Here is a 14,051-nt window from a genome sequence, read left to right as displayed (position 1 = left end):
TGTTTGAAAAGAGTCCACAAGAATTAAAAGTTAATCAATCCGAATTTTATCAGGACTGAGGCTTACATAGGGGGATGTAACTGTAGAGGGTAGAGGCAGTATATGAACTGCCCCTACCCTCGGTGGTTATGGGTCAGACCTGGTTATGAAAGATTATTAATTCTTAATTCCCCATTTTGAATCTTTGGTTTAGCCTCCCCAAACTTTTTCTAGGACTTTATCAGGTGAAATATCAGCAATTCTGCCCGTAGAAGATTGAATGCCGATATAGCGATCGCCCGGAGGTAGCAGTTTGGCCGGGTCCGTGGGGCCGAACAAGGCAATGGTATAGGTTTGTACCGCCACCGCCAGATGCATCGGCGCACTGTCTGTACAGAGCATTAAATTCGCCGCCGCGATCGTTGCGGCCAATTTACCCACATCTGGGGGGGAAGTCACCTTAATGCCCGGACAGGACCTAACCAATTGCTCGCATAAGGGTTTATCCTCGGGCCCTTGGATCAAGACCACCGGCAATTGGGGCTGACGGGTTTGCAGGTCCTGGATAATCTGCTGCCATTTTTCAACGGGATAGATTTTATCCAATCCTTTGATTTGGGAGAGTTGACTGGCCCCCCCATGAATCAGAATGTAACCGCTGTCTTTGACGCCCAATCTTTGCTGTTCGTCATCGGACCAGCGTAAATCCTCCTTGAGCAGGGTAACCGAGAGTTCCGGACAAGGCATAGATGCCCCAAAACCCTGCAACAAGTCGTGGTACATACCGGCAGCATATTGCTCAGTTTTCAGGGGGACTGGGTTGGTGAGCAACCAGGAGTTGCCCAGATCCGAGTAGCTAATCCGGATGGGGATGCCTGTTAACCAGAGCAATAACCCCACCACCCAACGCTGTCCAAGGGAAATCACCGCATCATACTCGCGATCGCGCATGATCCCCAGCAAATTCCCCCAATCCGCCAACCCGTTGCGATCCTTAAAATCAAACGGCAGCACCTGGAGGGACTTGTCATGAAAAAACTTGGATACCCGGTAGGCACCTTTCGACCGTGGCTCCACAACAACATCTATGTAAGCGTTGGGATATAACCGTTTCAGGCTATCCAACGTCGGGAAAAATAAAATTTGGTCGCCGATTCCGCCGGGGACAAGGGCCAATATTCGCATCTCAATTGATTGAGCTTACTAAACAGACTCATTCTACGCGATGAGAGACCTAATCCGATCCGCAATCTTCGGACTCAACCCTACCACCGGCCAGAAACTGCCTAAAAAAACGTCGCGATCGCCCCTACGCCTCTACTCTAGTTATTATGATTCACGCGCCATTTTTGTAACCAAACGCTTTAGAGGAACCACCGTGCATTTATTGATACCCGCCGCTGGCATGGGGCGACGAATGGGCAGCAACCGCAATAAACTCCTCCTGTCATTGCTCGATCGCCCCTTGATTGCCTGGACCCTAGAGGCGGCGGATGCCTCCCGCGAAATTCATTGGATTGGGTTAATCGGTCAACCGGAAGACTGGCCCGACTTTGAAGCGATTTTAGCCGCCAATCCCCTCAGCAAACCTGTCCAATTCATCCAAGGCGGCAGTACCCGCCAAGAATCGGTTTATAACGGGTTACAGGGACTTCCCCCAGAAGCCACCCATGTGTTAATTCATGATGGGGCCAGATGTCTGGCAACCCCAGACCTGTTCGATCGCTGTGCCGAGTCCCTTCGCCATTGTCCCGGGTTAATTGCCGCGATTCCGGTCAAAGACACCATTAAAATCGTCGCCCGGGACTCCCAAACCATTGAACAGACCCCCGATCGCGAGCAACTTTGGGCCGCCCAAACTCCCCAGGGATTTAACGTCGCCTTATTAAAACAGTGCCACGATCGCGGAAAATCCCTGGGATGGGAGGTTACCGACGATGCGGCATTATTTGAAAAATGTGACTTGCCGGTGCAAATTGTCCCGGGGGAAGAGACTAATTTGAAAGTGACCACTCCAATGGATTTGGCGATCGCTGAATTTATCCTGCGTCAACAACGTCCTGAACTCAAATAACATAGAAACCCGCACCCTGAAGGGTGGGGAGGAAAGCGTACAAAGCCCGCCTGCGCGGGCTAATTCCAAATCCGGTTGTCAAAAGAAACCCGCACCCTGAAGGGTGGGGAGGAAAGCGTACAAAGCCCGCCTGCGCGGGCTAATTTCAAATCCGGTTGTCAAAAGGTGGTTTTCGCTTTTAGCCTGCGTTTGGCGCAGCCTGCGCGATAGCGCTTAGGCAGGCTACCCTTCACCGAAGCCGCTAGCGCGTCTACGTCCGTGTAGACCCACCCTTTCCTTACGGAACGCTGCGCGAACAGGGTGCGGGTTTTTATAGCCCGATCACAACCGGATTGTGGATTAATCCTTCGTCAAAAAGGGTTGACGGGGTAAAAACCGGATTCGGGTACCTTGAATCAACTCCTCAATCCCCGCTGCGATTTCTGCTTCAGACTCGCCATTGACACTGATCAGCAGCTTCAAAATTTTGAAGGTGTCCGTGTGGGTTAAAAAGTAGCCGCCATGTAAATCCAGTTCGCCGAAGAGACGACTATAACTCAGACTGAGTACAAACATCAGGGTATTGATCAGGTCGATCGCCAACCCTCGATGAGACTTAAGCGCCCAAAAGATGCCATTCACGCCAATGGTCTCGGAACAGTCGATATAGTTAAAGCGCTCAAATAGGTCATAAGCGGAAGTGGGACTTGCCGCTTCGTGGGAGACCAAGACATTGCGAATGTAAGGGCGGTAATTGCTGTTAGGGTAGCGATCGTCTAAGGGTTTGAGGTAGACATTTCCCAGACGATAGGCGGACATTTCGATACTGGGTTCACTAAACCAGTTGCCGAGGGTTGGCATATAGCGCAGGATAATATCGCGATCGCTCGACATCAGGTAAATTTGACGGCAACGACGTATGGCGGACCGCACGTAGTTGTTGCGACCCTCGCGGAGGAATTCTAGGGGGATATCTGGGGAGGCCAAAATTAATTTATCCAGGCGGAGGCGATCGCCAATCTTGCTAAACTCTAACCCATCTGGATCCTCAATGTCCCCGTCATCCTTGCCAAAGCGATCGGACAAAATTCGCAAGGTATTGACCAGCAGCAGTCCCCCCATGCTGTGACCCACCAAATTCACCGCAATCCCAGAGGGAGACCCGGAAACAGCCTGATTCGGCAGGGAGAGAGAACCCTGATTTTCCGTTTCCATCGAGCCTAGTACCGGCGTGAATGCTCCGTTTTTGGGAGTTTGCTTTGTTTTTTCAGCTTTTCGATTCAGAGCGCGGTCTAAGCGCCAAAAGAATTCGGCTAAATCCGGGGCACCATAGTGAATCGCCCGGTAGCGATCGCGCTGATAAACCAGCACCCGCAAACACTGCATCAAAATGACCCAGAGGATAAACAGGGGAGGAACCACCCAATACCATTGCAGGGCGATCGCACTCAACTGAATCCCCTTCCAAATAGGACCAATCAGGGGGAGGAATTCTAACCCTTTAAACAACGGAAGGCCCAGCAGTTTGACCATCCCATATAATCCGGTGCCAATAATGCCAGCAAATCCGGAAAGCACAAAGGAGAATTTCAAAACAACGCCCCAATTTTTGGAGAAATCACTCCATAATCCCGGACTGGTAAAGGGTTGTTCACTTGGCCAATGATATCCGATATAAAAATGATTGTCTTTTAATCGGCTATTTCGGGCAGACTCTTCGCGATTTAAGGCACTGGCCTCTTTCATGAATAAATCATAAAACGTGGCGGCAGAGGTGGCATATCCGTGGGTGCGCAGAGTCATGCGATCGCAAAATCCCTCCCCGACAATTTCCGCGAATTCATCCACATTAAATAAGGCCCGGAATCGGTCGGGGGGAGGTAATTGACGGTCTACATAGAGGGAAATGGGAGCCGTGCTAATGACTAAAAAGACATTAGGGTAAACTAAGTCTTGGTAGACCTCAAAATTACGAGCCGACTTTTCTGAAAAATGGCGATCGCACCAGCTATTGAGCGTGGCAATCACATAGTTTTCATCCACCGTTGCCCGAAAACAAGGAAAGTCGGCGACGGGGTGAGTTTGGCAGTATTGAAGACATTCCCACTGTAACGCCTCAACAATTTCTTTTTCTGAAAGCTTGCCGCCGTAGGCCAAAAGCTGGGCCGTTGTCATGGTCGGGCGCTGGGAAGAGTTTACCCGGTTTTTCGGTACCGGAAAATCCAGAAAGTTCGGGCAATTATAGGCCAGCTGCACGATTCGGGCTTTCACCCATCCGTCGGAAAAAGGAGGCGAATTTTTAACAAGGGATTCAAGCCACTGACAGTCATTTTGTAAAGTTTCTGAGGATTTTGTATCCCAAGTCAAGGGCAAATCACTATATTGGCGAGAAAGAATCATAAGATAAAGGGGGTAAATGCTGATGAAGTGATATCGATGGGAGTGATTTAGGGCAGTTTGAAGGAAATGATGCACGGAAAAACCTTTTTAATCTGACCTAAATTTTCCGAAAAGTTTATAAACTCCATGAGGGAGGTTAATCCAGGAGGGCAAAGACTGAGTTAAAGAATTAGTTCATAGGATTCTTTAACCGAAAATTCAGCCTGGGTTGAGGGTTATTAATTGTTCTACTCTACAAAAGAAAGATATCCGGTTAAAAACCAGGGTAGTGGACAGTTTTTTAGGGGGGAAAAAAGGAAAATAGCCTAGGTCCCTTGAGGAGGATGTGGGGGAGGGTTGATTTCCCACGGGAGTGAAGCACCATCAAGCTTGAGTCAGTTCTACAAACGTTAGAGGGGAAGAAATGCCTTCTTTTGTTCGTAGTGAAGACTTCATACTAAATCCAGTAGTCAAAGGTCTGCAAAAACCCACACCCTCAAGGGTGGGTCTATACAGACAAAGCCTGAGAAGCGCAGGCTACTGGCTCAAAACGACTTTTCCTACCCGGATGAGGAGTGGGGTAAAAATAAATAAGCCTGCATGAAGATTGGAGAGGGTTCTCATGCAGGCATTGAAGGTTAAAAATTAAATGAAGGGTCTAGGATAGTGCGATCGCCTTTAGCACTTCAGTCCAAAAGGGAAGCTTATTCAAACAGCCAGTTTTTGACCCGTTGTAAACTCTTCCAATCCGGTTTTCGGTTCAATCCCTCCTCGATATTGTCCTTCACCTCATCGCGCAACTCAGCGGCAACCATCATCAGTTGTTGGACGATTTCGATGTGAGTGCGGACGCCTTTTTGACCGCTATCGAGCATCGCCACGGCCAAGTTAACCTGAGCTTGAGCATCTTGGGGATTGAGTTTGACCGCTTTTTGAGCTGCCTTATATGCCGGAGTCGGTTTATCGGCTAATAAATACAGCCACGCCAAACAAGTCCAAGCGGGACTATTTTTCGGGGCGCGATCGCAGATATCCCGGAACACCGGAATCAGGGTGTCTGGGCCTTCACCAGCTTTGTAGCGTTCCACGCCACTGGTAAATTGAGATTCAACGGTTTCAGTCATAAGCGGTTCTTTTCATGCAGTTGTTCGATTGTATCCAAAAGGCCGCCTGGTTTTTCAATTCCGGGGAGAGGTCATTGGTCTTATGTCATTGGTCTTATGTCCTTGGTCCTGGGTGGACCGCCATCGGGATGGGGGAGGATTGGGAGATTGGGGAGATGTTTGTAGTAACGACTTTAGTCGTTTCTCTGTGCTGGGTTGATTCTGCCTTTGACAAGGAGACGACTGAAGCCCGAAAATAGTAAACCCAGGTCAGAAGGCTGACCTGGGTGCTTAGAGTCTACGAGAATGAGGAGCGACGGTGGCGATTGCAAAAGAAGTTAAAATGGGGAGGTGCCAGTTAGGCAGAAAATGATTTGCCACAGCCACAGGTTTGAGTGGCGTTGGGGTTGGTGAATTGGAAACCACCACCGATCAGGGCATTGCTGTAGTCAAGGGCCATGCCATAGATATAAAGCAAGCTCTTGGGATCGCAAACCACTTTGAAGCCTTCTTCATACTCGAAGACTTCATCGTTGGGTTGAATATTATCGAGCTGTTCAAAATCCATCGTGTAGGACATCCCTGAGCAGCCACCCCCGCGCACCCCAACTCGTAGACAAAGGTTTTCCCCCCCTTGTTGGCTTTGCAGGGACTTAATGTGCTTGATGGCAGAATCGGTGACGAGAATTCCGCGTTGTTGAGGTTGTGTTGCTTGTGTCATGAGTTTACTGGTCTCCTTATTCCGGTTCTAACTGTGCTGTTCTAGCTATGCTGTTGTCTGTGTTGCTGTTCTATACTGAGAGGGCTTTAGTCTCTTCTGAGTTCATTGTAGCGAGGAATGCAGCATGGCAGTAGGGGAACCTAGGGATAGGGTAACTATGGGATAACACACCGGAGAAAGGAGCAAGGATAAAAAAGACAAAATCAGCCTGTTCCTAACAAGCTGGGAAGTGTTCTCAATGTGGTGTGAATTCCGAATGGATGCCTAGTCCTGCCTATGTTCCCACCTCCCCCCTAATTTTTGTAGGGTATTGAGACATTCAAGGAGTTTTTATTGTTGTTTTGAATTGTTTTGAATGATAGGAAGTTGGTGAAGAGAATTAACCATCAGATGGACTTAAACCCCCTAACTCCCCTCCCCATCTCTCCCTTACCTAGGCGGGGAATCAGGAAGAAATATCTTGACGGGAAGGAGGGAATTGCTCACGCTGCCCCTATCTGAAGAGGTCGGTACAGTAGAGGAAAGACAACCGGGTTTCTTGTCCTCCTCTGTAGTATTTAGCAGGCAATTAGAGCCAGAGACCGGGTTTTTTGTCCGATTTTATGGAAGACTCTACCGAAGCCCTAGGGCCGGGGATTAGAGAATTCAAGCTCGTTTTAAATTGATTTAGATTCACTGATTGACCTGTTAAGTGGCTATTTTAACCCTCTGTGTGTACACCCTATACTGAATTGTTTATGGCAGGTTTAAACCCCTCTACCTTTCGTCGCTTACAAAAACTTCAACAAATTCCCTCGGTCTGGGAAGGCGATCGCCGTCCGATGTCCGAACCTCTTCCCATTGGCTCCTCGGCTTTATCGGATTTTGATTCAGAAAACGGCGGGGACTGCATTATGTGGGTGGATGGATCCCAAGGAATGGTTCGTTCGATGGATGTGGTATCCCCCGATACGGGTCCCGAAGCGGTGGTGCGCACCTTGCTTAGGGCAATGGAACACCCTCACAGTCCCGCCCTTCCGGGGCGGCCCCAGAAAATCGTAGTCAAGGACCGGGAAATCCAGTTTTTTCTGAGGGGGGCCCTTAAGGACCTTGGCATTTCCATTGAGTATGTGCCGGACCTACCCCTGATTGATGAACTGTTTCGCGGGTTTCAGGATGTGGTCGATCGCAAACCGCCTCTGTTACCCCCCCAGTATGTGGAGAGTTTAGAAGAAAAAGCCCATCAAGTCTGGCAGGCAGGTCCCTGGCAATCTCTGGCGGATCATCAAATTATCTCGATTGAACTGGAAGGGTGGGACATGGGAACCCTGTATGCCTGTGTCATGGGTATGCTGGGATTAGATTATGGAATTCTCTTATATCGGTCCCTAGAATCCCTCACGCAGTTTAGAAAGCGGGTGATTGCCAATGACTCCCCGGAACGGTTAGAAGAAGCCTTTTTATCCCAAGATTGTCTGTTTATTACCTTTGAAAGCGCTGAAGAAGATGACGAGATCGACCTCTCGGACCTCCCCCCCAGCGAGATCAAGCCGACGTTTGGCAATCTTCATCCCTTAGAAGGAATGCGAGCGATTCTCTATGATGAGGAGGCGCTGCTGACGATTCTGGCCCTGGATGCGTTTGCTCGCTTCTTCCGCAGTGTCCGCCGCAAGCTGACTGGCGGAAAGTTCCCTAACTTAAGTCAACGCTATCAAATTCCGGTTCCCGAAGGGGGCGCTCGCCAGGGTCCCGAGAATGTGGCAGTGACGGTGAGTACCATGCCGGAACTGGCTGCCAAACTGTTTGAGATGAGTGTTAGTGCCAGGGACTACGAGGATGACGAGGATGACGAGGATGACGAGGATGATGATGAACCCTTGTTACGCGATGATTTGGTGCCACCGAACTCGTTTCTCAGTCTCGGGGTGGTTCCTTGGGAAGTTTTGAAAGACCTAGAGGCTTCCGCTTCTTATTATCAATCAGCTCAAGTTCATGCCAGTGGAGATGGCTTGCCGATTATCTTGATTCAAACCTCTCGACCGAAGGCTAAAACGATGATTGAAACCTTAAAAAAAGCTGGGGGAGTGAGGGGAATCGGGTTTAATCCGGGTGAAGACCCTATGGGCGGTAATCGCTTTGATTTGGGCATTTTACAAACTGAAAATGGGGATCTCCATCTGTTTGGGGAGTTTATGGAAGATGACCCGGTTCACGTGGCGGCGCGCAAAAAATGGGATGGGCGCTGTAAGAAAACAAAGGGATATTGTGGTTTGGTGATTGCAATGGGGTTGACGGGAGCAAGCCGTGGCAATCCTCAACAGAAGGATATGTTGGCATTGTTTGAGGTGCGATCGCTCTCCCCAAAAGATATCAATCTGGGAACCCTACAATTGATGCCTATGCCCTTTTAAATGGGTCTTACACCTGGATAGGGGCAGTGGCTGTACTTCCCCTATCCCTGGGGTTATATCCTTCTAGGGGATGCTTTAACCCTAAACTGATGGGAGTGGTTTGAACTGTTATTTTTCCAGGCTTTCGGATAAAAATGCCCGCATATACTGATTCACCCGTTCGGGTTGTTCTTGTTGTACCCAATGGCTACAATTGGGAATATAACGAATTTGTAAGTTCCGAACGTAGGATTCAGTCCCATAGGTTAATTCTTTCCCGAGGGCGGTATCATCTTCCCCCCAAATCATTAGGGTGGGTACTTCTAAGAGGTTCCACTCTTTATCAGAGACTAATTCCCATAAGGTTTTACGGTAATAGTTGAGCATGGCAGTCAGGGCACCGGGTTTGGCGGCGGCATTTTTATAGGCGGTAATATCAGCGGGGGAAAAGGCGTTTTTATTCACAGCCATGCTTTGAAATGCTGTTTCAATGGCCTGATAATCATTGAATTGAATGAGCAATTCGGGGACAAGGGGAAGCTGAAAGAAAAAAGCATAAGAACTTTTGAAGACTTGCTGGGGGTTGCTGCGGAGTCCTTCGCCAAATTTGGCAGGATGGGGAATATTAAGGACGATGAGTTTTTGGACTAACTGGGGATAACTGTAGGCAAAATACCAGGCGATCGCCCCTCCCCAATCATGACCGACTAAGACGCAGCTTTCATACCCCAATCCAGTAATAATTCCCTCAATATCTTGGATTAATTCTTGGATTTGATAGGCTGATAAATCTTGCGGTTTATCGCTATCGTTGTAGCCGCGCATATCCACGGCAACGACTTTATAATCTTGAGCAAATTCGGGGATTTGATGTCGCCAGGAATACCAAAATTCGGGAAAGCCGTGGAGCATTAGCATCAAGGGTCCTTCCCCTTGGGTGACGTAATGCAGGGTGATTCCATTGACGGCGATCGTGTTGTGAGTCCAAGTTTCTACGGCACTGGTCATATCTTTATCCCGGTTGTAAGTTTGATTCAGTCAGTGTAATCTATATCGGGTCTAAAATTATACCCATTAAGGTCATCATTCTGTCTGTAAAACTGGACACTTTCAGGACTTACACCGAGTTGAAAAATTCTAAAAAGCCGATTGGGCGTTTTCAAGGGAGGTTGGAGAAATCAATCCTTTTTTTTGCAAGAGGTCTAATTATTGAATTCCCTTAAAATCCATTACCAATTAGAATGAAAGAAGCCCAGTAATAAGGATGACTATAATCACTTTCGAGTAACGCGAGTTGAGCTTTTTGAAGGGCGGCGGTTTTGTTTTCTCCTGTTTTTAAGCTATTATAAAAAGCGGTCATGAGGGCTTGGGTTCCGCCATCATCGACGGACCATAAAGAGGCGATTGCAGCTTTGGCACCGACTTTTTGCATTTGATAGCCAAATCCGAGGATTTCTGTTCCGTCGCCCATTTGTCCTCCCATTGCGGTTTGACAGGCACTGAGGACGATTAAATCGACGTTGGGTAAGGACCACTGTTCTAAGTCGCGCAAGGTGATGCGATCGCCATCGCCTAACATGATAAATGAATCTTCCGGTTGCCCGTTGACAAAGGCGGCGTGAGTGGCTAAATGGATCACATTGCGATCGCTCATTCCCGATGTGGTAGCACTTCGGTTAAAGTCCAAATCAATGAGTTTCATTGTCCCGGGAATAGTCGCCGCCAAATTTTCTACTTCTTTTCCGGCAAAAGGTAACCCCGAAAAGGCTAATTGTCGCGTTCCCACTTCAACGCTATAAGTTCCTTGGGTAAATGCACCGGCTAAAATTTTGAGTTGTTCTGGAGGAGCAACATTGAAGTTGGTTAATGAAGCTGCCGTAATATTATTAATTTGATACCGCTGGGCCAGCCACTTTTCTCCATCATACAATGCGGCTAATGGAATATAACGTAAAAGTCCATCAGGAGCATAAATAATGGTCTCGACTTCTAGGCGATCGAGTTCACTTTGAAAGGGTTGAATTAACCAATTATATAACTGCTTTCCTGCTATTTTAGGGATACCCGAATTAGCTCGTTTAGAGGGAACGGTGAGGGCGGTTCTAAACTCGGTAATACCCCGGCTTAAATTGGCTTTATTCACGGCAACTGAGCGATGAATCGGAGGAGTATCAGGAGTAATTAAAATTAGTTCGATGCGGTCTTCCAAAATGAGGGGATAGAGTAAGACTGCCTTTTGATTTAACTGCTGCAATGCCGTTTGCAATTGGGCTATATTGGTTAAGTCCAGGTTCTCTCCACTGGTTTGGCGAGCAATTTCATCGGCAATTTCGATGATTTCGGGACTTTCGATAAAGCGGTCAAACTTTTGGCGCAGGGTTTGCAGGATGCCCTCAAGTTCAGCAATTCGTTCTTGCTGTTGGGGGGTGCGTTCAGTTTCGGGAATAGTTTTTAATTGACTTAATTCTTGCCCGAGTTCGATCGCCTGTTCTTGAAGGGTGAGATATTCCTCAGCGAGTTTTTCTTCTTCCGGTAAAAACTGGACTCCGGAGGCGGTTTGTTCGTTACCTTGTACATTTTGGAGGTATTCGTCAAGTTCTTGAATTTTTAATAAGTCTAAAACTTGTTGTGCTTCAAGGATACGATTTTGGCGCAGCAATAAATCGGATAAATGACGATAGGTATCGGCCACGGTTTCGGTAAAGGATTGTTGCCGTTCTATGGACAGAACTCTGAGGTTTTGACGGGTGGATTCATGAAGGTTAACTGCTTTTTTATAAAAAGCGGTGGCTAAAAGTATATCTTCTTGTTCTTGGAAAATTCTCCCTAAATTAGCCAGGGCGATCGCTTCTCCTGCTTTATCTCCCGTCTCTCTTAAAATTTTGAGACTTTGTTGCAGAAATTCCAAGGATTGGGGATATTGTTTCAGGCGATAATAGACGGAAGCAATGCCATTGAGGGTCCGTCCGATGGCGACGCGATCGCCAATGCGTTGAAAGGTTTGTAGGGCTTGTTGTAAAAATTCTAGGGATTGGGCAGTTTGTCCTAAACTCAGGTAAACACCGCCAATATGTTCTAAAGCATTGCCTTGGGCGGTGGGGTCGCCAATAGCGTTGGCAATCTCTAAGGCTTGTTGATAGCTGTCTAAGGCTTCGGTATATTGACCGAGCTTTTCATGGACGATCGCAATGGCATCTAGGTTACGGCTTTCTCCTGATTTATCCCCAATTTCTTGGCGAATAGTTAAGGCTTGTTGCAATAATTCTAAGGCTTGGGGATACTCTCCTAAACTGTAATAAAGCCCGCCTAAATTATTTAAAATCGTTCCCATGCCGGGACGATCGCCCAGGCTTTGGCGGAGGCTTAAGGACCGTTCATAGAAAGTTAAAGCCTGGGGATACTGCCCGAGGCTATAATAAATTCCCCCTACATTATCGAGGGTTTTACTCATGCCGGGGCGATCGCCTATTTCTTCGGCAAGGGCTAAAGATTGATTGTAAACGGACAAGGCTTGTTGATACTCTCCTCGTTCTTCATAGAGTACCCCTAATCCATTTAAGGTATTGCCTAAGCTAGATTTATCGCCAATTTCTGTTAAAATAGGTAAGGCTTGTTCATAGTAAGACAAGGCCCGATCGCCTTGGCCAAATTGTCGATATAACAGTCCTATATTACTTAATAACCGAGCTACTCCCGCGCGATCGCCAACTTCTTCTCGCAATTTTAGCGCTTGTTCATACAAGTCTAAAGCACGTTGGGCTTCTCCCAGGCTATAATACACGCCACCGAGATTATTCAAAGTCCGTCCTTCATCTCGTTTGTCTCCGACTTCCTGGCGAATCACGAGGGCTTCTTGATACAATTGCACGGCTTTTTGATACTCTCCCGTTGCGGCATACACTGCCGCGATGTGATGTAATGCTTCCCCTTCAATGGAGCGCTGGTTCAAGGTTCGGGCAATTTCTAACGCTTGTTCATGCTGTTGTAGTGCTTGGGGATAGTCTCCTAAGCGACTGTACACAAAACCGATATGGTTGAGGGTTTCTCCCACCCCGGGGCGATCGTTCAATTCCTGGCGAATGGTTAAGGCAGCTTCTAATTGTTCTAAGGCTTTAGTATAATCACTCAAGGCAGTATAAACTTCCCCGATCTGAGTCATGGCAGCCGCCATCTGGAGGCGATCGCCTTCGAGGGAATGTCGCTGTAAGACTTGTTGATAGGTTTGCAAGGCGGTTTGAAAGTCTCCCTGGCGAAATTGCTCGATTCCCTGTTCCAGGAGGCGCGGGGTATCATTGAGAAGTTCGCTGGAGGGTTCGGACCTGTTCACTGGGGGGATTTGCGCCCACAGAGGCGCAGAGAATCCAGATGCAGGGACCGACAGCAAGGCGATCGCCGGAATGAGAGTGAGACGACTGAATGGGAAATGCATTTCGCTACCTTGAGGTTAACATGACTAGAGCATCGGGATAGTATCAGATCTCAGGGACAATAACCCGGGTTTTTGGCCCTGTCTGGGGTGGAGATTGGCAGAAATTTTGTAAAAAAAACCCGTTTTTCTTCCCAATCTTGTACCGCCCTCCTCGTCTATTCTATTTCGGTTATTCTGTTATAGCGTCGATCGCCCCTCAATGACCTTACCGACAATTTAACTCAACTTTCAGCCCATCATCCATCACCGCATCACAGACATTCACCCCATCCAGATTGGCCCCGCGTAACCGAGTATATCCCCAAACCGAATCCATTCGCAAGTCGGCACGGGTTAAATCAGCCCCCCGCAAATCCGCATCGCTTAAGTCTGTCGCACTTAGATCAGCCCCCTGTAAATTGGCATTCTGTAAATTTGCCCCTTTTAAGTTGACATTCGTGAGATTAGCGCGGCTTAAATTGGTGTTGGTGAGGTTAGCATGGCTTAAATTCGCACTATTTAAGTTACAGCCATTTAATTCAGCCTGAGTTAAGTTAGACCCCGCCAAATTTGCCCCACTGAAATTGACATTTTGGAGATAGGCATAGGATAAGTCTGCCCCGGAAATATCCCGTTCCCGCGCCCCTTGAGAGACGATTTCCCACACCATTCGCCATTTACGATCAATTTGGGTAGTGCTATCGAGGCGAGCACCGGAGAGAATAGTTCCGTTAAAATTAACTTCGGTGAGATTCGCCCCGCGTAAATCACTATTTTCTAAGTCAGCATTGCTGAAATCGGCCCCGGTGAGATTGCTCCCCGTGAGATTCACCCCTCTGAGTTGAACCCGAGACAAATTGACTCCGCGCAAATCACAATTGGGACATTGATTTGTTTGCCGCAATTGCTGGAGGTGAGTCGCATTTTCGGCGCGAGTGAGTCCCATCCACCCCAGGGATAGGAACAGAACCGTCAAAACGAATAGTTTTGGTTTCACTTTTCTGCTCATGACTAATCATTATACCTCCGATAGATCCAT

At 48.0% G+C, this 14,051-nt stretch carries 9 protein-coding genes; 2 read left to right on the top strand and 7 right to left on the bottom strand.

The annotated features are described in order from the left end of the window. Window positions 1-189 precede the first annotated feature (189 nt). The gene (locus tag NG792_RS14375) at window positions 190-1,164 is read right to left on the bottom strand and encodes a glycosyltransferase family 9 protein (protein ID WP_261235831.1); all 975 of its coding nucleotides are present in this window, start codon (window positions 1,162-1,164) and stop codon (window positions 190-192) included. Between the two features lie 193 nt (window positions 1,165-1,357). Between NG792_RS14375 and ispD the strand changes: the two genes are divergently transcribed. Continuing rightward, the gene (gene ispD / locus NG792_RS14370) at window positions 1,358-2,053 is read left to right on the top strand and encodes a 2-C-methyl-D-erythritol 4-phosphate cytidylyltransferase (RefSeq protein ID WP_261235875.1); all 696 of its coding nucleotides are present in this window, start codon (window positions 1,358-1,360) and stop codon (window positions 2,051-2,053) included. Window positions 2,054-2,392: 339 nt separating this feature from the next. On the opposite strand, the gene NG792_RS14365 is transcribed toward ispD, so the two are convergent. The 3 genes from NG792_RS14365 to NG792_RS14355 form a co-directional block, all read right to left on the bottom strand. Next, the gene (locus NG792_RS14365; protein WP_261235830.1) at window positions 2,393-4,432 is read right to left on the bottom strand and encodes an alpha/beta hydrolase; all 2,040 of its coding nucleotides are present in this window, start codon (window positions 4,430-4,432) and stop codon (window positions 2,393-2,395) included. A gap of 683 nt (window positions 4,433-5,115) precedes the next feature. Further along, complete coding sequence (locus tag NG792_RS14360; RefSeq protein WP_261198352.1) at window positions 5,116-5,535, bottom strand: tetratricopeptide repeat protein; 420 nt, start codon at window positions 5,533-5,535, stop codon at window positions 5,116-5,118. 337 nt (window positions 5,536-5,872) lie between these two features. Then, window positions 5,873-6,235, bottom strand: a complete 363-nt coding sequence (locus NG792_RS14355) for a HesB/IscA family protein (protein WP_261198351.1) — start codon at window positions 6,233-6,235, stop codon at window positions 5,873-5,875. Between the two features lie 737 nt (window positions 6,236-6,972). Between NG792_RS14355 and NG792_RS14350 the strand changes: the two genes are divergently transcribed. After that, complete coding sequence (locus NG792_RS14350; RefSeq protein WP_261198350.1) at window positions 6,973-8,625, top strand: DUF6930 domain-containing protein; 1,653 nt, start codon at window positions 6,973-6,975, stop codon at window positions 8,623-8,625. A 108-nt stretch (window positions 8,626-8,733) separates the two neighbouring features. Here the strand turns inward: NG792_RS14350 and NG792_RS14345 are convergent, their stop codons facing one another. The 3 genes from NG792_RS14345 to NG792_RS14335 all read right to left on the bottom strand — a co-directional run bounded on the left by NG792_RS14345 (window position 8,734) and on the right by NG792_RS14335 (window position 14,009). Next, window positions 8,734-9,612 carry an alpha/beta fold hydrolase gene (locus NG792_RS14345; protein WP_261198349.1) on the bottom strand — a complete coding sequence of 293 codons (879 nt, stop codon included), beginning with the start codon at window positions 9,610-9,612 and terminating at the stop codon, window positions 8,734-8,736. A 211-nt stretch (window positions 9,613-9,823) separates the two neighbouring features. Beyond that, a complete protein-coding gene (locus NG792_RS14340; protein ID WP_261235829.1) occupies window positions 9,824-13,033 on the bottom strand; it encodes a CHAT domain-containing protein in 3,210 nt (1,069 codons plus the stop codon). 205 nt (window positions 13,034-13,238) lie between these two features. Further along, entirely contained in the window at window positions 13,239-14,009 is a 771-nt protein-coding gene (locus tag NG792_RS14335) for a pentapeptide repeat-containing protein (RefSeq protein ID WP_261198347.1), read from the bottom strand. Window positions 14,010-14,051 lie beyond the last annotated feature (42 nt).

It is taken from the genome of Laspinema olomoucense D3b, from assembly GCF_025370785.1.
GTDB classification, from domain to species: domain Bacteria; phylum Cyanobacteriota; class Cyanobacteriia; order Cyanobacteriales; family Laspinemataceae; genus Laspinema; species Laspinema olomoucense.
This window is presented reverse-complemented; position numbering and strand designations above follow the sequence as displayed.